The sequence below is a fragment of the Nonomuraea sp. NPDC050556 genome, assembly GCF_044457355.1.
In the GTDB taxonomy this organism is placed as follows: domain Bacteria; phylum Actinomycetota; class Actinomycetes; order Streptosporangiales; family Streptosporangiaceae; genus Nonomuraea.
This window is the reverse complement of the sequence record NZ_JBITGU010000005.1, coordinates 559336-582001: the sequence shown is the minus strand read 5'-3', so window position 1 is coordinate 582001 and position 22666 is coordinate 559336. Positions and strand designations below refer to the sequence as shown.

The following is a 22666-nucleotide window of genomic DNA, read 5'->3' as shown; positions in this document are numbered from 1 at the left end:
TTGCGGAAAACACAGACTTCGACCCAGCGTGGTTGGTGATCCATATGGGCATGTGACGGCTTGTGCCTTGAGACTTCGGTCGTATCCCCTGCTTGGCGCTTTATCGGAAGATATGGCGGAGGGTACGGAAGTGGTTCTTAGGCGCTGGGTTGCGGGCACGGCCGTGCTGGCCATGGGGATGACGCCCGGGGTGGCGCTGGCGGAGACGAGCCAGGCGGTGGAGTCGCAGGCGCGCGACACCTGCCGCGCCGGCGGGTCGACGCTGCTCTACACGACCACCTCGAAGGTGCGCGGCGGCGAGGTCGTCTACACGACCACGGTCAGCAACCAGGGTGACCGCGCGGCCAGGGGCGCCTCGTTCACCGTCGACCTGCTCGACGTCATCGACGACGCCGAGCTCGTCAGCGTGGCGGGAGGAGCGCGGTTCGACCTCGACGTGCCCGGCGTGACGTGGCGCGGCGACGTCGGCGCGGGCGAGAAGGTCGGCGTCACCTGGACCATGCGGGCTGGCGACGGCGGCGACGGCCGGATGCCGCTGCGGTTCGGCAGCACCGACGCGGGCACCTGCGCAGCCGCCAAGCGCAAGGCCTCGCAGGTCTGCACGAACGAGGCCTACCTCACCAACGACTCGGGCGACCTGTACAGGTTCGACCCGCAGACCTCGAAGGCCACGCTGATCAAGGCGGGCGTCGGGCTGGCGACCTTCGGCTACAACCGGCTCGACGGCATGCTGTACGGCTGGCCGAGGACCGCGTCCACGCCGGTCAAACTGATGATCGTGGACCCGCGCACCGGCGACGCGACCACCAGGGAGGTCAAGAACCTGCCGAACCTGTCCTACATCAGCGGCACGATCTCGCCGGTCACCAAGCAGCTCTACCTCCAGGACGCCTCGTCCAGCCTGCAGACAGTGGACGTCGACCCGGCCTCGCCGACGTACATGACCTTCGTGAAGACCCTCACCGCCACCGTGGGTACCAGCTACGACGACCTGGTGGCGAACCCGGCCGACGGCAAGCTCTACGGCGTGGACGACTCCAACAGCGGCGCCGTCTGGCAGGTCGACCCCACCACCGGCGCCAGCAAGAACATGGGCACGACGACCAGCACCGGCGGCTACTACCGCGCCGGGCTCACTGACGCGGCGGGCAATCTGACCTTCGTCGACTTCGGCGGCAGCAACAACAGGGTGATCCGCGTCGACCTCACCAAGGGGAGCCTCGGCGGCTACACCACGCAGACCGCGCTCAGCGGCGCTACAGGCACCGTCGTCGACGGAGCGGCCTGCTACGACCCGGTCGACTACGGCGACGCGCCGGCGAGCTACGGCTCAGCGGGTCACGACATCGACCCCAAGCTGGGCATCGGCGCCACCATCGACGCGGAGAACGCCGCCCAGCCCAGCGCCGGCGCGGACGGTGACGACAAGGCGGGCATCAACGACGAGGACGCCTTCTCCAGCGCTCCGACCGTGTCCGCAGGCGCGCCGAACCTCTCGCTGGACGTGCCGGTGAAGAACACGACCGGGGCGGCGGCGACGCTGGCCGGATGGGTCGACTTCGACGCCAACGGCAAGTTCGAGGCCGCGGAACGGGCGACGGTGGCCGTGGCGGACAAGGCGGCGACGGCAAAGCTCACCTGGGCCTCGCTTCCCGCGATGACCAGGGGTGTCACGTTCTCCCGGTTCAGGATCCTGCCGGGCTCGGTGTCCGCCCCGGACCCGACGGGCAGGTTGGACGGAGGCGAGGTCGAGGACCACGAGTTCCAGATCGGCGGCGTCGACGAGAAGAAGTGCGACGGCTCCTACTACGTCTCCGGCGCCCCCGTCGGGCAGACCGCCACCCGTCTCTACCGGCAGAACCCGGTCACCGGCGCCAGGACCGACATCCCGCTGACGTACAAGGGCTCACCCAGCGCGATCCAGTTCGACGCCCTGGCCTACAACTCGGGCAACGGGCAGCTCTATGCGGTCAGGATCGAGTCCGGGCAGCAGAACAAGCTGATCACCATCGACCCGGGCACCGGCGTGATCAGCGACCTCACGGTGCGGCCGAACGCGAAGAACGAGAACCTGCCGAACATCCGGTACTACCAGGGCACGATCACCCCCGACGGGACGCGCTACTTCATGCAGGGTGACACCACGAACGGCCTGCAGGCGGTGGACGTGGACGTGCGCAAGGGCGACACGCCCCGCTACGTCGGGAAGATCGGGGCCGGTGCGAACTACTGGGACATGGCGGTCAACCCGGCCGATGGGCTGATCTACTCGATGAGCGGCACCAGCCTGGCCAGGGTCGACCCGGCGACCGGCGCGAGCACCACGCTCACCACGCTGACCAACAGCACGCCGAACTCGGCCGTCGCCTTCGACACGGTCGGCAACCTCTACGCGACCGGCTCCGACGGCAAGGTCGTGCAGATCGACCTGACCAAGAAGGGCGTGCAGGGCAAGGACCTCGTCGTCGGGCAGACCGACAAGCTCAACACCAACGACACGAACGCCGCCGGGTGCATCGTGGCGCGCGACTACGGCGACGCGGCCAGGCCGTACGAGACCAAGGGCGTGTCGCACGTGCTCACCGCCGGTCTGGGGATCGGCGCGGACACCGACGCGGAGTTCGGCCCCGACAGCCAGCAGCCGCTCGACTTCCTCAACGACGACACCATGTTCCGCGACGACGAGGACGGGATCGCCACCGAGCCGCTGATCGCGCACGACACGGACGCGCCTTCCGTCGACGTGACCGTACGGAACACCACGGACGGCCCGGCCACGCTGGCCGGGTGGCTGGACGTCAACCTGGACGGCGCGTTCCAGCCGTTCGAACGGGCCAGGGCCGTCGTGGCCAAGGGGGCGACCAAGGCGACGCTCACCTGGCCCGGCCTGCGCGGGAAGTACACCGGCAAGCGCGGCACCGCGCTGCTCAGGCTGCGGCTGTTCCCCGGAGACCTGGCCGATCCGGCGCCCGACGGCGACGCGCCGGGTGGCGAGGTGGAGGACCACCGCGCCTACATCGGCGGGGTGGACCTGAAGGCGTGCGACGACACGTTCTACGTGTCGGGCAGCGGTGGCAGCGGCGAGCCGACCCGGCTCTACAAGGTGGACCAGACGACGGGCAAGCGCACGCCGATCAGGCTGACCTACAAGGGCAAGACGAGCCTGATCGAGTTCAACGCGATGGCCTACAACCCGGGTGACGGCCTGCTGTACGGGGCCAGGCAGGAGTCTGGCCAGCAGGGCAAGCTCGTCACCGTCGACCCGGCCACGGGCGAGATCGAGCAGGTCACCATCCAGGGGCTGCCCGCCGTCGCCTACAAGTCGGGCGCGATCACCCCCGACGGGTCCACCTACTACCTCCAGGGGCTCGGCGGGACCGTGCACGCCGTCGACATCGCCGTCGACCGGGGCAACACCCCCGCCTACCTCAAGCAGGTGAGCACCGCCACGGGCAACACCCAGGATCTCGCCGTCAACCCGTTCGACGGCAAGCTCTACGGCCTCGACAACAACCGGATCTGGCGCTACGACCAGGACAAGACGTCGGGCAACTGGACCGAGCTGACCCCGGCGCTGTCGGGTGCGAGCGCGGTCACCAACCCGTCGATCACCTTCGACAACCTCGGCAACCTGCGCATCGCCGGGGAGAACGGCTCCGTCGTGGAGCTCGACCTCACCAAGGGCACCCGCGGCAAGGACGTCCGCGTCGGCACCACGCAGACCACGACCAACTCCGACGGCGCCGGGTGCGTGATGGCGCGCGACTTCGGCGACGCGCCCGCGAGCTACCCGGTCGCCTCGCACGTCATCGTGGCGAAGCTGCTGCTGGGCGCCGACCTCGACGCCGAGCCCGGGACCGACACGCAGAACCCGCTCGACTACACCAACGACGACACGAGCCTGCGCGACGACGAGGACGCGATCGCCAACGACCTGGCCGTGCCGTACGACACGGACGCCCCGAGCACGCAGGTCACGGTCGGCAACACGACGGCGGGCGCGGCGACGCTGGCCGGGTGGCTGGACGCGAACCTCAACGGGACGTTCGAGGCGGCAGAGCGGGCCACGGCGAACGTCGCGGCAGGCAAGGTCGGCCAGGTGGAGCTGAAGTGGTCGGGGCTGCGCGGCAAGTACTCGGGCAGGCGCGGCATCGGCGCCCTCAGACTCAGGCTGTACGGCGGAGCCGAGGCGGACCCCCAGCCGGGCGGCGCGGCAGCCTCCGGCGAGACGGAGGACCACCGGGCGCTCATCGGCGGCCAGAACCGCAAGGTCTGCGACGACCTCGCCTACGTCACCGGCGCGCCCAACGGCCAGCCGACCAAGCTGTACAAGCAGGCGATCGGCACCGGCGTGCGCACGGAGATCGCCCTGACCTACGCGGGCGAGCCGAGCACGCTCGTGTTCAACGCGCTGGGCTACGACACCGGCGACGGGCGCCTCTACGCGGCCAGGCAGGAGTCTGGGCAGCTCGGCAAGCTCATCGAGATCGACCCGGCGACGGGTGAGATCACCGACCTGCCGATCACCAAGAACGCCTCCGGGCAGTCGCTGCCCGCGCTGGCCTACACCCAGGGCGCGGTGTCGCCCGACGGCAACACCTACTACCTGGCCTCGGCGGGTGGCCGCGTGCAGCGGGTGGACGTGGACTCGGCGGGCACCGGCGACCGCGCCTACATCGGCGAGAACGCCAGCAACACCTCCAGCCTGGGCGACTTCTCCATGCACCCGGTGGACGGCAAGCTGTACGGGCTGAACAGCAACACCCTCACCCGCCAGGAACCGGTCAGCGGCTCATCCACCAGCCTGGGCACGATCACCACCACCGGGACCTACAGCGGCGTCATCTTCGACACGCTGGGCAACCTGTACGCCTTCAACGACGCGGGCTCCACGGTCCAGATCGACCTGACCAAGATCACCGGTGGGCTGGCGACCAAGGGCAAGGACGTCCTGGTCGGCAAGGCGGGCTCCATCACCAACGCCGACGCGGCCGGATGCGTGACGGGCGTCGACTACGGCGACGCGCCGGACTCGTACAACACGCGCGCGTCGAACAACGGCGCCAGCCACAAGATCACCGACAAGCTCCGGCTCGGCGCCGACCTGGACGCCAACCCGGACGCCGACAGCCAGGCGCCGCTGAACGGCTTCGCCGACGACCTGAACGACGGCCGCGACGACGAGGACGGCGTCACCGGCCTGCGCACGGTCAAGATCACCGACACCACGTACTCGGTCAACGCGGCCGTCCACAACGACACCGGCGAGCGCGCCACGGTCGCCGCGTGGATCGACTTCAACAACGACGGCGCGTTCTCCACAGGCGAGCGGGCCACCGCCCCGGCGGCGGTGGGGGACACGACGGTGCCGCTGACCTGGAGCGGGTTGTCCGGGTTGAAGGCAGGCGTCACCTATCTGCGGGTCCGGCTGCTCGCCACTGACGTCGGCGATCCACAGCCTGTGGGTAAAGCCGTGGCGGGCGAGGTCGAGGACTACCGGATCGCGATCAGGGCCGGGGCCGAGAAGTGCCCCAACACCACCTATGTGTCGTCTGGCGCCCGGCTGTTCGAGCTGAATCTGGCCACCGGCGGGCGCACCGAGATCCCGCTGACCTACAACGGCGCGACCAGCACGGTCCCGCTCAACGCGCTCGCCTACAACTCCAAGGACGGCCTGCTGTACGCGGGACGCACCGATCAAGCGGGCAAGCTCGTGCTCATAGACCCGGGCATGGGAACGGTCACCGACCTGGCGATCCTGCCCAACGCGACCGGCCAGACCCTGGCGGCCAACCCCTTCGACCAGGCGGGCATCACCCCGGACGGCACGTCGCTGTTCCTCGCGCAAACCGGGAGCAGCCGCTTCATCCAGCAGGTCGACCTCACCGACCTGTCCGCTCCGCGTTTCGTCAGGGCCAGCACGATCGGCTCGGGGCTGGGTGACTTCGCGGTGAACCCGATGGACGGCAAGCTGTACGGCGCGACCGGAACAGCCGTGTGGCAGGCCGACGCCGCGACTAACACCTCCAAGAAGGTCGCCGACATCGCCTCGGTGACCAATCCGGGCGCCGTCTTCGACAACCTCGGCAACCTCTACCTCATCGGCGAGAACGGGGTGATCGTCCAGATGGACCTCACCAAGCCCGCCGCCGTGGGCCGCGGTGTCGTCGTCGGCAAGACCGACACGTTCACTGCGGGAGACGCCACCGGCTGCCTGGAGGGCGCCGACTTCGGCGACGCGCCGGACACCTACACCACCGGGCGCGCGGACGGCGGGCCGTACCACCGCATCGTCAGCGGCCTCTCGCTCGGCGCCGACGTGGACGCCGACCCCAACGCCGACACCCAGAACACCCTGGACGCCCTCAACGACGACACCAAGGACGAGCGGGCCGACGAGGACGGGCTGACCGCGGCCAAGCTGGAAGGCGGCAAGCTCAAGCTCGACGTCGCCCTCACCGCCGGCGCCGCCGCCACGCTCGCCGGGTGGCTCGACACGGACGGGGACGGGACCTTCGGCGCTTCCGAGCGGGTGACCGTACCGGTCGCCGCCGGGCAGACGACGGCGGCGCTGGCCTTCGACGCGCCGGCCGCGTCCGACAAGCCGCTCTACAGCAGGCTCAGGCTCTTCTCCGGCACCGTCGCCGACCCCAGGCCCATCGGGGGCGCCGACGGCGGCGAGGTCGAGGACCACCGGATCAGCACCGCGAACCTGAAGGTCACCAAGTCCGGCTGGAGCCGGATCGGCGCGGGCTCCGCCCAGTCCTACCGCCTGACCGTGACGAACGCCGGTCCGAGCGCCGTGACGGCGGCGAAGCTCACCGACACCGTGGCCGCCGAGTACACGGGCGTGAGCTGGTCGTGCGCGGCGACCGGCGGCGCCGCCTGCGCGACGTCGAGCGGCTCGGGCAACGCCCTCAACCTCAACGTCAACGTCCCGGTCGGCGGGAAGATCACCGTCACCGTGACGGGGTCGACCAAGGCGGCCGATGCGGGCAAGACGGTGCCCAACAGCGCCGAGATCGCGGTTCCCGCAGGGACGGTCGACCTGGACCCGGACGACAACAAGGCGACGACGAGCACCGACCTGACCCGCGCCGTCACCTGCCGCAGCGGCTACGACCTGTGCATCAACTCGGCGGGGCCGCCGGTCAGGGACTTCGACCGCACGGCCGACGGGCGCTGCGGCATCTTCGTCAGCAACTCCAAGCAGTACTACGCCGACTGCTACGAGGCCCTCGTGGTCGACAACGTCAGGTACGGCAACCGCAGCCCGGAGAAGACGACCACGCTGATCGACAAGGGCTCGGTCACGGGAGCGGGCACCAAGGCCGACCCGTACACGATCTTCCAGAAGTGGCAGGCCGGCGACAGCGGCTTCGAGTACACGGTCACCGACTCCTACGTCGAGGGCAGCTCGGCGCAGCGCACCACGATCGACATCACCAACAACACCGGCCAGGACAAGAAGATCCGCTTCTACCGGGCGGTGGACTGCTACCTGGCCGGGAACGACAGCGGCTACAGCGCGGTCACCTTCCTGTCCGACGGCCGCCGGGCGCCCGCCTGCATCGGGTACGGCGCGGCCGCGGGCCAGGTGGAGCAGTTCATCCCGGCCACCCCGGACAACGAGTACTACGTGGGCGCCTACGGTGGCGCGTTCACCGGCGTGGACGCCAAGACCCCGCTGCAGAACCAGGTCAGCACCACCGGCACCGTGGACAACGGCATGGCGATCGCCTGGGAGATCACCATTCCCGCGGGCAGCACCCAGACGCTGGCCTTCGACACGCTCATCACCCAGCAGGGCGAGCCGCGCGTCTCGCTGACCGCGAGCGTCGATCCCGCCGAGGTGGTCGAGGGCCGCGGCACCGTGGTGACCTACACGATCACCGCGGGCAGCCCGACGCCGCTCGACGTGGTGCCGGACGAGCTGTCCTTCCCGCTGCCAGCCGGTTTCACCTACGTGCGCGACAGCACCGACGGCGACCTCAACGACAACCCGGACATCAGCGGGCAGACGTTGACGTGGCCGTCGCCGTTCGAGATCCCGGGCGAGGGCGCCAAGACGTTCACGTTCAAGGTCAAGGTCGGCGAGGGCGTGGCGCCGGGCGACTACCCGGCCACCGCGACGGGCAAGCTCGGCCAGTACCTGGTCGGCCCGCCCCTCGGGCAGCCGAACGCCAACAAGACCTCGGTGAAGGTCACGCCGCGCCCCGACGTGGCGGTCACCGCCAAGTCGGTGCCCGCTGGCCCGCTCGCGCCCGGCGTGGCGTTCAACGCCGAGGTGACGGTGTCGAACAACGGCCTCGTGCCGGTGGCGGCGGGCACCACCACGGTCGCCATCAACCTGCCGGAGAACACCGTGCTCGCCGGGGCGCTGCCCAGCGGATGCACCAACGACGCGGGGACGATCACCTGCGCGGTGCCCGTTCTGGCCGTGAAGGGCAACTCGCAGGTCTTCACGCTGCCGCTGAAGATCGCCTCTGACGCCCCGCTGGACACGCAGCTCGGCGGGGGGATCGCGCAGATCTCCAACGCCGACGACGGCACTCCGGCCAACAACAGCGCGGCCATCGCGATGAAGACGACCGCGACCGCCTCGACCGACCTGCAGATGACGGTCGTCGCCCCGACCGACCCGATCCCGCCGGGCGGCACGGGCACGCTGATCGTGCGGGTGAGGAACAACGGCCCGTCGAGCAGCAGGGCGGACGCCCCGGTGACGGTCACCTTCCCGCAGAAGGTCACGTCGGCCGGCTGCGCGCCGTGCACGGTGCCGTCCGGGCTGGCGGCTGGCGCGGAGAAGGAGTTCTCCATCCCGTTCACCGTGGGCTCGGACGCGCCGCTGGACAGCACGCTCTCCGGCGGCAGCGCCACGGTCACCCTTCCTGGCGACACGGTCGCGGGCAACAACAGCGCGCCGTTCACGCTCAAGACGACCGCCACGGCGCAGGCCGACCTGGCCGTCGCGGTGGCTCCGCAGACTGGACCCGTTGCCCCCGGCGCGACCACCACGGTGAAGGTCACCGTGACCAACGAGGGACCGTCGGACAGCAGCGCGGCGGCCAACGTCGTGATCACCCTGCCGTCCTCCATGCGGCTGAGCGACCCGCTGCCCGCCGGATGCACGGCCGTCGGCCAGAAGGCGACGTGCGCCCTGCCCAACCCGCTGGCCGCCAAGGGGAGCGCGGTGTTCACCTTTGCGGTGAAGGTTGTTTCGAGCGCTCCGCTCGCCACGGATCTGACGGGGTCGGCGAAGGTCAGCGGCACCCAGGACGTCGTGCCGGGCAACGACACGGCGCCGTTCACCATCAGGACCACCGACGCGGCCAACCTCGACCTGGCGATCGACGTCGTCCCGCCCGCGGCGCTGCCGCCCGGCGGCACCGGGACGCTCACCGTCAAGGTCGCCAACCGCGGCCCGTCGGACACCGTCGCCGCCACCACGGTCACGGTCACGCTGCCGGACTCGGTGACGCTCCAGACCGGAGCGCCGTGCGTGGCCGCGGGCCAGACGGTGACCTGCACGATCCCCGCCGGGCACGCGGTGGCGACGGACAAGACGTTCGACCTGCCGGTGAAGATCGCCGCCAACGCGGTGGCAGGCACGCCGCTGACCGGCGGGCAGGCGAAGCTGGCCAACGCCGACGACCGCGACGGCACCAACAACGCCAAGCCGTACCAGCTCGCGGTCGGTCCCGCGGTGACCGGGATGGGCGTCACCGTGGCGGCGATCCCCGACGCGCCGCCCGGCGCGAACGCGACGGTGCCGGTGACGATCTCCAACGCGGGGCCGTCCGACTCCGTGTCGGCCACCATGGTGACCTTCACCCTGCCGTCGAACGTCACGGCCGCCGCGCCGCTGCCCGCCGGTTGCGTGCTCGCCGCCACCAAGGTGACCTGCACGATCCCCGCGGGCTTCGGCGCGGGGACGACGAAGAAGATCGACCTGCCGGTGAAGATCGCGTCGAACGCGCCGCTCGCCACCGAGTTGACCGGCGGCCAGGTGACCGTCTCCAACGCGGAGGACCCGACGGACAGCTCGGCGGCCATCGCGATGAAGACCACCGGCAACGCCGTGTCCGACCTGGCGATCGACGTGACGGCGCCCGCCGCGCTGCCTCCGGGCAGCGAGTCCACGCTGACCGCCAGGGTGAGCAACCTCGGCCCGTCCGACACCCGTGCGGCGGCGACCGCGACCGTGACGCTGCCCGCCGGGGTGTCGGTCTCCGGCGCGCTGCCCGCTGCCTGCACGGCGAGCGGTCAGAAGGTCACATGTACGGTGACCGCCGGCCTCGCCGCCGGGATCAGGAGCTCCTTCCGCATCCCGGTGCGGACCGCGCAGGACACCGCGGCCGACCAGACCCTGACCGGCGGCGAGGGCAAGGTCTCGCTGACCGGCGACCCGGTGCCCGGCAACGACAGCGTGACCTTCGAGATCGGGACCGGCGCCGCCGTGTCCGACCTCGGCGTGCTCGTGGACGGCACGCCGTACGCGCCGCGCCTCCATCTGCCCTGGACGCCCGTAGGCAGGGGCTTCCTGCGCTGGGGCTGAGACCGCATTAACCCCGATCCCCCCGATCTGGAGTGACGACAGCCGCCCGACCCGGGCGGCAGGACGAGGGGACGAGGCACGTGCGTGCTCGTTTGATGACGGTCGCCGCGGTGACCACGGCGGCTGCGATGATGGCCGCGCCGGTGGCCGCCGTGGCGCGGCCCGCGCAGGCGCGGCTGGTGGCAAGCGCGCCGTGCGACGGTGGCGGCTCGCTGACGTTCACCACCACGTCGAAGCCCGCCCGTCCCGCGCCGGGGGACGTCGTCACGTACTCCGTCGAGGTGGCCAACGCGGGGGAGCGCCCGGCCGAGGGCGCCTTCTTCGCCACGGACCTGCGCGAGGTGCTGGACGACGCCTCCTACGTGGACGGCTCGGCCAGCTGGCGGGGCGACGTCCCGGCGGGCGAGAGCGTCGTCGTCTCCTACCGGGTCAAGGTCAGCGGCGCCGGGGACGGCAGGCTGACCACCGGGTACGCCAGGACCGGCTGCGGCAGGGCAGCGGCCGCGCCCGATCCCCGCACGGTCTACGCCGTCAGCGTGATCGGGCCCGACAAGCCGTACGCCCCGGGCGAGAAGGGCAGCTTCACCGTCAACCTCGCCGGGCAGTGGGCGCCGCCCGGTCCGGGCAAGCTGACGATCAAACTGCCGACGGGGACCAGCCGCCCGCCGCTCACCGTCGACAAGCGCGACCCGGTCTGGGGAAGCTGCACTGCGGGCACGGGCCGAGACGCCTACGTCTGCGACATCAGCTCGTTCGGATCCGGCATGCCGGACAACGCCGACATCCCCTTCGACTTCGTGGTCGACGCCGGTGCCACCCCGGGCGCGCTGCTCAACGACGGGTCGGCCAAGCTCGACCTGGCCGACGATCCCGACCTGGGCGACAACGAGGCCCGCGTCTCCGTCCGCGTCACCAGGGCCAAGGGGCCCAGGGTCGTGGTGAACCAGGCCGACCCCGCGCCGCCCGGCGGCGTCGCCACGATCAAGGCGACCGTCACCAACTACGGGCCCTCGGCCACCGGCAAGGCGGCGACGCTGCTCATCACGCTGCCGCCGCGCGCGACGCCCGTCGGGACGGGCTGTGCGATCAACGCGGGCGCGTTCGAGTGCGCGGTGCCCGCCGGGCTCGCGGTCGGCGCCGAGCGGGGCTTCGAGGTGCAGGCCAAGGTGGACGCGGGTGCGACCGCCGGGCAGGTGCTCGAGACCGGGACGGCGAACGTCGCGCTGGACGGTGATCCGTACGAGAAGAACAACGAGCAGCAGTTCGTCATCCGGGTCACCGACACGGCGAAGAGCGACTTCAAGGTGGAGCTGCCCGCTCCCGCCGAGGCGGTCGAGCCGGGCGCGACGCTCACGCTCAAGCCGAAGGCCACCAACAACGGGCCGTCGACCAGCACCAAGGCGACGACGCTGACGATCACCCTGCCCGCCGGGCTCACTGCGACGGACGCGCCGGGCTGCGTGATCAGCGCCGACAAGAAGAGCGTCACCTGCACCCTGCGCGCCGGGATCGCCCCGGGCCAGGAGACCGAGCTGCCGATCAAGGTGCTCGTCTCCGACTCCGTCGCCATCGGCGTGAAGGCGAACGTCACGGCCAAGCTCTCCGGCAACCCCGAGGACACGGTTCCGGACAACGACACAGCCGACCGCGAGCTCACCGTCGTCGGTGGACCCGACGTGGTCGACTACGGCGACGCGCCGGACACCTACCTGACCACCAAGGCCAAGGGCGGGCCGACGCACCTGCGCGGCAACGACTTCCTGCTCGGCCCCGGCATCAGCGTCGAGGCCGACGCGCGGGCCACGGACACCTTCGACGACGGCGTGACCGTCGTGCCGCTGACGGTGGGGCAGACGTCGGCGTCCATGAACGTCGCGCTGACGGCCGTCGGCGAGGGCACGCTGGTCGGCTGGCTGGACAGCGACGGCAACGGCACGTTCGAGGCGAACGAACGCTCCGCCGTACGGCCGGTGGCCGCTGGGGCGACCTCGGGGACGCTGGCCTGGTCGCGCCTGCCGCGGGCGAAGAAGGGCGCCTACCTGCGGGTTCGCCTCTACGAAGGTGCTGTCACCGATCCGGCCCCCGCGGGCGCCGCCGGGGTGGGCGGCGAGGTCGAGGACTACCCGGTCGACGTCCGCAACGCCGACCTCGAGGTCACCACGGTGACCCCGCCGGCCGCCAAGCTCGCGCCAGGTCAGGCGGGGACGGTCAAGGCGACGATCACCAACAAGGGCCCAGCGCCGACCGTCGAGCCCTCGACCGTCACCTTCACCATGCCCGCGCGCTCGACCGCCGGTGGCCCGCTGCCTCCCGGCTGTACGGCTGACGCCGACCGCAGGACGGTGACCTGCACCGTGGCGGCTCCGCTGACCTCGGTCGAGCTGGAGATCCCCGTCGTGCCCGACCCGAACGCGCCGCTGGGCGCCAAGGCGACCGGCGGCAAGGTCGAGGTCGCCAACCCGGCCGACGGCAACGACGCCAACAACAGCAGGACGTTCGACGTGGAGATCGCCGACGCCGCCATCTCCGACCTGTCGATCACCGCGACGCCGCCCGCCGCGCTGCCGCCCGGCGGCACCGGCGACGTCACGCTGAGCGTGAAGAACAACGGCGTCTCCGACACCGCCACCGCGGCCACGGTCACCCTCACGCTGCCCACCGGGGTCTCGGCGGGCACGCTGCCCGCGGGCTGCACCGCCACCGGCCAGACCGTCACGTGCACGCTCGCGCCCGGCATCGCGGTCGCTTCGAGCAAGGAGATCAAGCTGCCGGTCAAGGTGGCCGCCAACGTCGCGCCATCAGCGCCGCTGACCGCCCAGGCCAAGGTGAAGATCGACGGCGATCCTGAACCGGCGAACGACACCGCACCCGTGCCGCTCACCGTCGGCGGCACCCAGGCGGACGTCGACCTGAAGCTGGACGTGAACCCGGCGGGCCCGTTCGCCCCCGGCGAGACGACCACGCTGAAGGCCACCGTCACCAACAACGGCCCGTCCGATACGGCCGCCGCGACCACGGTCACGATCACGCTGCCCGCCAAGGTCAGCGCGGGCGACCTGACCGGCACCGGCTGCACGGCCTCCGGGGCCACGGTCACCTGCACCACGTCCGACGTGATCGCCGACGGCGCGAAGAAGGAGTTCGCCTTTCCGGTCAAGCTCGCCCCCGACGCGGACACCAGCCACGCCTACGAGGTGGCCGGTGAGGTGGCCAACGCCGACGACACCGACACGGCCAACAACAGCGACACCGTCGAGGTGAACACCAAGGACACCGCGGAGAACGACCTGAGGATCGCGGTGACCCCGCCCGCGACCGCGCACCGGGGCGCGACGGCCGAGCTGCTGGTCACGGTGACCAACGACGGCCCGTCCACCACCACCTCGGACTCCACGGTGACGCTCACCCTGCCCGCCAGGACCTCTCCCGGCGACCTGACGGGCACGGGATGTACGGCAGGCGCGGGCAACACCGTGACCTGCGTGATCCCGGCGGGGCTCGGCGCCGGGGCGGCCAAGCCGTACCGGATCCCGGTCAGGATCGACCCCAGCGCCGCGAGCGGCGAGAACCTGGAGCGGGCGGACGGCGCGAAGGTCGCCAACGCAGAGGACCCCGACGCGGCCAACAACAGCGCGGACCTGTCGATCACGGTGTCGGACCCGGCGCTGACCATCGCCAAGAGCGCGGCGGGCGACTTCGTGCCAGGCGGGACGGTGACCTACACGGTCGTCCTCACCAACACCGGCGCCACCAAGCTGACCGGCGCGACGTTCGCCGACGACCTGTCCGGGGTGACCGACGACGCGGTCGCCAGTGGGACGAGCACCTGGACCGGCGACCTGGACCCGGGTGACAAGCACACCGTCACCTACCAGGTGACGGTCAAGGGCGACCCGGCGCAGTTCGGCGACGGGAAGCTGGTCAACAAGGTCACCTCGACCACCGTGGGCGCCAACTGCGTCACCGGCACGGAGCCCGGCTGCACGGTCACGAACCCGCTGCCGAGGCTCACGGTCACGAAGGAGCTGCAGGACGCCGGCCAGAAGATCGCGCCGGACGCCGAGGTCACCTACCTGGTCACCGTGAAGAACCCGACGGCGGCCGCCTTCCCCGGCGCGAAGGTGGTCGACGACCTGGCCGGGGTGGCCGACGACGCCACGTTCGTGTCGGCGACCGGCGGGGCGAACGAGGTGGCCGGCAAGCTCACCTGGACGGGCGACGTCGCTGCGGGCGACACCACGTCGTTCACCTACAAGGTGAAGGTGAAGACCGCCGGTCGCGGCGACCAGATCCTTTCCAACGCGGTGACCGCGGTCGGCAGCAACTGCGCCTCTGTCGCGTGCTCGGTCACCTCGAAGGTGTTCGATCTGGCGGTAGCCGTACAGGTCGACAAGGCCAAGGTGCCGCCGGGCGGGGCCAACGAGGTGCGCGTCACCGTCACCAACGCGGGCGTGGTCGCGGCGGCCCAGCCGACGACGGTGACCGTCCGGCTGCCCGAGCACACCACCGTCTCGGGTCCTGTGGCCGGGTGTACGGCTGACGCCGACGGGACGGCGCTGACGTGCACGCTCACCGACGACCTCGCCGCCGGGGCGCGCGTGGAGCTGAAGATCCCGGTCACCGTGTCGACCAGGGCGCCGCTGGACACGACGCTTACGCCGGGCTCGGCGACCGTGGCGCACGGCAAGGACGGGTACGCGGCCAACAACACCGCGGCGATCCCGATGGCCACCCAGGACAAGGCCGTGTCCGACAACGACCTCGTGGTCGAGCCGCCGGTCGGCCTGTTCGCCGGTGACCGGGGCAAGGTCAAGGTGGTCGTCACCAACAAGGGGCCGTCGGACACCACCTCGGCCTCCACCGTGACGATCACGATGCCCGCCGGGGCGACGGTCGAGGGGGCGCTGCCCGCCGGGTGCGCGTTGTCCTCGGGCGTCGTCACGTGCACGATCGCGGCCGGGTTCGCGAACGGGACCAAGCGGGAGTACGCGATCCCGGTGCGGATCGCCGGGACCGCCGTGGGGACGCTGTCCGGTGGCGAGGCCGCGGTGGCCAACGCCGAGGACGACGTGGACGCGAACAACACCAAGCCGGTCACGATCAAGCTGGCCAGGCCTGCGATGGAGATCACCAAGAAGTCCGCGCCCGCTTCGGGTGCGGTCCTGCCCGGTGGCTTCGTGACCTACACGGTGACGGTCAGGAACAACGGCCCGGCTCCTGTTACCGGCTACGTGCTCACCGACGACCTGTCCGGGGTGGTGGACGACGCCGTCTTCGACACGACGCCGCTGCCCGCCGGGGTGACGTGGACGTCGCCGACGCTTCGGTGGACGGGGGACATTCCGGCGGGGGAGACCTCGACGGTCACCTATCGGGTGCGGCTGAAGGATCCTGCGGGTGGCGGGGACGGCAAGCTGGTCAACCTGGTGTCCGGGCCTGACTCCAACTGCCTTCCTGGGTCGGGGAACGCCAACTGTGTGGCGGGCGGGACCACGGTCGGCGACCCGAAGATCGAGGTCAAGAAGACGTCGGTGCCTGCGTCGGGTGAGGTGCTGCCGGGTAACCCGGTGACCTACACCGTGGTGATCAAGAACTCGGGGACCGCTGACGACCCTGCGGCGACGTTCTCCGACGACCTCAGCGATGTGCTCGACGACGCGGTGTTCGATGGTGTTCTGGAGGGTGGCGCGACCTTCGCGGCAGGCAAGCTGTCCTGGACCGGGCCGCTGGCCAAGGGCGCCAGCCACACCGTGAAATATCGGGTTCGTCTCAAGGATCCGGCTGGTGGTGGGAACGGCAAGCTGGTCAACGTCATCACGGCGCCGGACTCGAACTGTCCGCCGGGGACGACGAACCCTCAGTGCATCACCGGCAAGGACCCGGAGACGACGGTCGGTAAGCCGAAGATCGAGGTCAAGAAGACGTCGGTGCCTGCGTCGGGTGAGGTGTTGCCGGGCAACCCGGTGACCTACACGGTCGTGATCAAGAACTCGGGGACCGCTGACGATCCGTCGGCGACGTTCTCCGACGATCTGTCAGGTGTGCTCGACGACGCGGTCTTCGACGGGGTGTTGGAGGGTGGCGCGACTTTTGCCGCAGGCAAGCTGACGTGGACTGGCCCGCTGGCCAAGGGGGCTGCTCACACCGTGAAATATCGGGTTCGTCTGATGGACCCGACTGGTGGAGGCGACGGGAAGCTGGTCAACGTCATCACTGCGCCGGACTCCAACTGTCCGCCGGGGACGACGAACCCTCAGTGCATCACCGGCAAGGACCCGGAGACGACGGTCGGCAAGCCGAAGATCGAGGTCAAGAAGACGTCGGTCCCTGCCTCGGGTGAGGTGTTGCCGGGCAACCCGGTGACCTACACCGTCGTGATCAAGAACTCCGGAGATGCCGACGACCCGGCTGCCGAGTTCACCGACGACCTGGCCGACGTGCTGGATGACGCGGTGTTCGACGGCGTCCTTGAGGGTGGAGCGACGTTCGCTGCAGGCAAGCTGTCCTGGACCGGCGCCCTGGCCAAGGGTGCCACCCATACCGTGAAATATCGCATTCGCCTGAAGGATCCGGCCGGTGGCGGGAACGGCAAGCTGGTCAACGTCATCACTGCGCCGGACTCGAACTGCCCGCCGGGGACGACGAACCCCAACTGCATCACGGGCAAGGATCCCGAGACGACGGTCGGTAAGCCGAAGATCGAGGTCAAGAAGACGTCGGACCCGGCCTCCGGTGAGGTGCTGCCGGGCAACCCGGTGACCTACACCGTTGTGATCAAGAACTCGGGGACTGCCAACGACCCGTCCGCGACGTTCTCCGATGATTTGTCAGGTGTGCTCGACGACGCGGTCTTCGACGGGGTGTTGGAGGGCGGTGCCACCTTCGGTGCCGGGAAGCTGACCTGGACCGGCCCGCTGGCCAAGGGTGCCACTCATACCGTGAAATATCGGATCCGTCTGATGGACCCGGCCGGTGGAGGCGATGGCAAGCTGGTCAACGTCATCACCGCTCCCGACTCCAACTGCCCGCCGGGCACGACAAACCCCAACTGCATCACCGGCAAGGACCCCGAGACGACAGTCGGGAAGCCGAAGATCGAGATCAAGAAGACGTCGGTGCCTGCGTCGGGTGAGGTGTTGCCGGGCAACCCGGTGGTCTACACCGTGGTGATCAAGAACTCGGGGACCGCCGACGCCCCGTCCGCGACGTTCTCCGACGACCTCGCCGATGTGCTCGACGACGCCGTGTTCGACGGTGTCCTGGAGGGTGGGGCGACCTTCGCGGCAGGCAAGCTGACCTGGACCGGCGCGCTGGCCAAGGGCGCGACCCATACCGTGAAATATCGGATCCGCCTGAAGGATCCGGCCGGTGGCGGCAATGGCAAGCTGGTCAACGTCATCACCGCGCCGGACTCGAACTGTCCGCCGGGGACGACGAACCCTCAGTGCATCACCGGCAAGGACCCGGAGACGACGGTCGGCAAGCCGAAGATCGAGATCAAGAAATCTTCGGTCCCGGCCTCGGGTGAGGTGCTGCTGGGCAACCCGGTGGTCTACACCGTGGTGATCAAGAACTCCGGCACCGCCGACGAGCCTGCGGCGACGTTCTCCGACGACCTGTCAGGTGTCCTGGACGACGCGGTCTTCGACGGCGTCCTGGAGGGCGGCGCGACCTTCGCCGCAGGCAAGCTGACCTGGACCGGCCCGCTGGCCAAGGGCGCTGCTCACACCGTGAAATACCGGGTTCGTCTGATGGACCCGACCGGTGGAGGCGACGGGAAGCTGGTCAACGTCATCACCGCTCCCGACTCCAACTGCCCACCGGGAACCACCAACCCGAACTGCATCACGGGCAAGGACCCCGAGACGACGGTCGGCAAGCCGAAGATCGAGGTCAAGAAGACGTCGGTGCCTGCCTCGGGTGAGGTGTTGCCGGGTAACCCGGTGACCTACACCGTGGTGATCAAGAACTCCGGCACGGCAGACAACCCACGCGTGACCTTCTCCGATGACCTGTCGGAGGCACTGGATGACGCGGTGTTCGACGGCGTCCTGGAGGGCGGTGCGACCTTCGCGGCAGGCAAGCTGACCTGGGCAGGCCCGCTGGCCAAGGGTGCCACTCATACCGTGAAATACCGCATCCGTCTGATGGACCCGACCGGTAGCGGCGACGGCAAGCTCGTCAACGTGGTCGCCGCTCCCGACTCCAACTGCCCACCGGGGACGACGAACCCCAACTGCATCACCGGCAAGGACCCGGAAACCACGGTCGGCAAGCCGAAGATCGAGATCAAGAAGACGTCAGTGCCTGCCTCGGGTGAGGTGCTGCCGGGCAACCCGGTCACCTACACCGTGGTGATCAAGAACTCGGGCGACGCCGACGCCTCGGCGGCGACGTTCTCCGACGACCTCAGCGATGTCCTCGACGACGCCGTGTTCGACGGCGTCCTCGAAGGCGGCGCGACCTTCGCCGCTGGCAAGCTGACCTGGACGGGCCCCCTGGCCAAGGGCGCCACCCATACGGTGAAATATCGCATCCGTCTCAAGGACCCGGCCACCGGCGGCAACGGCAAGCTCGTCAACGTCATCGCCGCTCCGGACTCGAACTGCCCGCCGGGCACGACGAACCCGAACTGCATCACGGGCAAGGACCCGGAGACCACGGTCGGGAAGCCGAAGATCGAGATCAAGAAGACCTCGGTCCCAGTCTCGGGTGAGGTGCTGCCGGGCAACCCGGTCACCTACACGGTCGTGATCAAGAACTCCGGCACGGCCAACGACCCGTCCGCGACGTTCTCCGACGACCTGTCGGGTGTCCTGGACGACGCGGTCTTCGACGGTGTCCTGGAGGGCGGCGCGACCTTCGCCGCAGGCAAGCTGACCTGGACGGGCCCCCTGGCCAAGGGCGCCTCCCACACCGTGAAATATCGCATCCGTCTCAAGGACCCGACCAGCGGCGGCGACGGCAAGCTCGTCAACGTCATCACTGCGCCGGACTCGAACTGCCCGCCTGGGACGACGAACCCGAACTGCATCACGGGCAAGGACCCCGAGACGACGGTCGGTAAGCCGAAGATCGAGATCAAGAAGACCTCGATCCCGGCCTCCGGTGAGGTGCTCCCGGGCAACCCGGTCACCTACACGGTCGTGATCAAGAACTCGGGGACCGCTGACGATCCGGCCGCCAGATTCAGCGACGATCTGTCCGACGTCCTGGACGACGCCGTGTTCGACGGTGTCCTGGAGGGCGGCGCGACCTTCGCCGCAGGCAAGCTGACCTGGACCGGCCCGCTCGCCAAGGGCGCCACCCACACCGTGAAATACCGCATCCGCCTCAAGGACCCGACCAGCGGCGGCAACGGCAAGCTCGTCAACGTCATCGCCGCACCCGACTCCAACTGCCCACCGGGGACCACCAACCCGAACTGCATCACCGGCAAGGACCCGGAGACGACGGTCGGCAAGCCGAAGATCGAGATCAAGAAGACCTCGGTCCCAGCCTCCGGCGAGGTGCTGCCGGGCAACCCGATCACCTACACCGTGAAGATCACCAACAGTGGTGAGGCAGCCGCAGCCGCGGCCACCTTCTCCGACGACCTTGCCGACGTCCTCGACGACGCCGACTTCGTGAAGGTCATCGAAGGCGACGCCACCCTCCAGGCGACCACCCTGTCCTGGACAGGCCCGCTGGCCAAGGGCGCGTCCCACACGGTCAGGTACCAGGTCCGCCTGAAGGACCCCGCAGCAGGCGGCAACGGCAAGCTCGTCAACCTCATCACCGCCCCGGACTCCAACTGCCCGCCGGGCACGACCAACCCGAACTGCATCACCGGCAAGGACCCGGAGACCACGACGGGCAAACCGAAGATCACGCTCAAGAAGGCCTCAGACCCCGCAGCCGGTGAGGTGCCGCCGGGCGGCCTCATCACCTACACCGTCAAGGTCAAGAACGAGGGTACGGCGGACAGAACCGCCTACACCTTCACCGACGACCTGTCCAAGATCCTCGACGACGCCGACTTCGAGAAGGCCCTCACCAGCGGCCTCACCAGGAGCGGCACCAAGCTCACCTGGGTCGGCGACGTCAAGGCGGGCGCGACCGTGGAGGTGAAGTACCAGGTCAGGCTGAAGGACCCGGTCCAAGGCGACGGCGAGCTGGTCAACCTGATCGGCGGCAAGGACTCCAACTGCCCGCCCAACTCCACCAACCCGAACTGCGCCACGGGCAAGGACCCGGAGATCAAGCCGGGCACGCCCAAGGCCGACGTGCGGGTCGACATGACCGGCCCGCAGACCGTCACAGCGGGGGAGAAGGTCACCTACGAGCTGATGGTCACCAACGACGGCCCGTCCAAGGCCGACGACACCAAGGTCACCTTCCCGCTCGACCCGAACACCGAGTTCGTCTCCGGCGACGGCTGCACCCAGGTGGGCGACAAGGTGGAGTGCGACCTCGGCCAGATGGAGCGAGGCCAGCGGACCCCGCTGAAGATCATCGTCAGGGTGAAGCCGGAAACCGCGCCCGGCACCACCATCAACCAGCAGGCGCGGGTCGACAGCTCCACCGACGACCCCGTGCCCGGCAACAACGAGGTCGGCCGCCGGGTGGTCACCCGGGTCGAGACGGTGGCCGACGTGAAGGTCGCCTTCACCGAGGTGCCCGCCGCCCTGGCCGGTGGTACGGCGGGGCAGGTCAAGCTGGCCGTCACCAACCTCGGCCCGTCCGACGCGGCCAACGTGGTCACCACCGTGGAGCTGGACGAGCGCTTCGAGGCGCCGACCGCGCTTCCCGCCGAGTGCACGCTTGCCGGCCGTACGCTCACTTGCTCGGCAGGGACGCTGGCCGGGGGAGCGACGAAGGAGATCGTCCTCAGCCTCACGCCGAAGGCCGCGACCAAGGCTCCCGACCTCCAGCTCAGGGCGGAGGTGAAGAGCGACACGCCGGACCAGAAGCCGGCGAACAACGTCGCCAAGGCCGCGATCAAGGTCAGGAGCCTGTCGATCATCAAGAAGGCCTCGGTCGCGACGGCCAGGCCGGGCAACCACGTGGTCTTCACCATCACGATCGTCAACGACGGCACCGCCGACTACACGGGCGCGAAGGTCGTCGACGACCTGAGCGGGGTGATCGACGACGGTGACTTCCTGCGCGACCACAAGGCGACGGCTGGCGGCGTGTTCGACTACACCGAGCCCAAGCTGACCTGGACGGGCGACGTCAAGGTCGGCAGGACGGAAACGATCACCTACACGGTCCGCGTGCCCACCAGGCCGGGCGGCTCCGGCGACCTGAAGCTGGTCAACACCGTCACCTCGGCCGGCGCGGGGGTGAAGATCCTGACCGGCACCGCCGAGGTCGGCATCCCGAACCCGACGATCAAGAAGGACGTCGACACCACCTTCCCCGACCCGGGGCAGACCGTCACGTACACGCTGCAGCTGACCAACAGCGGCGGTGGCCCGGTCGCCGGATTCCAGGCGGTGGACGACCTGAGCAAGGTGCTCGACGACGCCACGCTCGACCCGGCCAAGATCCAGGTGAACGGCAGCGCCGTACGCCCGGTCTTCGACGCCAAGGGGAAGAAGCTCACCTGGTCGGGCGACCTGCCGCCGTACACCACGGTGACGATCAAGTACCCGGTGAAGGTCAACAAGCCGAACATCGGCGACCAGCACCTGTCGAACGTCGTCACCACCAACGAGGGCAACTGCGTGGCCGGTTCCAAGGACCCGGTCTGCGCGACCGCCTCCAGGATGCGCCTGACGATCAACAAGGTAGTCGCGCCCAAGGTGGTCCGTCCTGGATCCAAGATCACCTGGACGGTCACCGTCACCAACAACAGCGGCGCCGCGTACAAGGGCCTCACGCTCACCGACGACCTCAAGGGCGCGCTCGACGACGGCACCTACAACAAGGACGCCAAGTCGTCGGGCGGCGGGAAGTTCTCCTTCAAGTCGCCGGTGCTCACCTGGAAGGGCGACGTCCCGGCGAAGAAGACGATCAAGATCACGTACTCGGTCACCGACGTCCCGCGCAAGGGCGACGGCCGGGTCAGGAACGTGCTCGTCTCCAACTACGGCGCGAAAGTCCAGATCGGTTAGAGGGGGA

The 22666-nt window shown here is 69.8% G+C and carries 2 protein-coding genes; both read left to right on the top strand.

Features of this window, described 5'->3' with window-relative positions; translation table 11 throughout:
• Nucleotides 1-130: 130 nt before the first annotated feature.
• The gene (locus ACIBG8_RS45015; protein WP_397349418.1) at nucleotides 131-10558 is read left to right on the top strand and encodes a DUF6923 family protein; all 10428 of its coding nucleotides are present in this window, start codon (nucleotides 131-133) and stop codon (nucleotides 10556-10558) included.
• Nucleotides 10559-10638: 80 nt separating this feature from the next.
• On the top strand, nucleotides 10639-22659 hold the full coding sequence (locus tag ACIBG8_RS45010) for a GEVED domain-containing protein (RefSeq protein ID WP_397349417.1): 12021 nt from the start codon (nucleotides 10639-10641) through the stop codon (nucleotides 22657-22659).
• Nucleotides 22660-22666 lie beyond the last annotated feature (7 nt).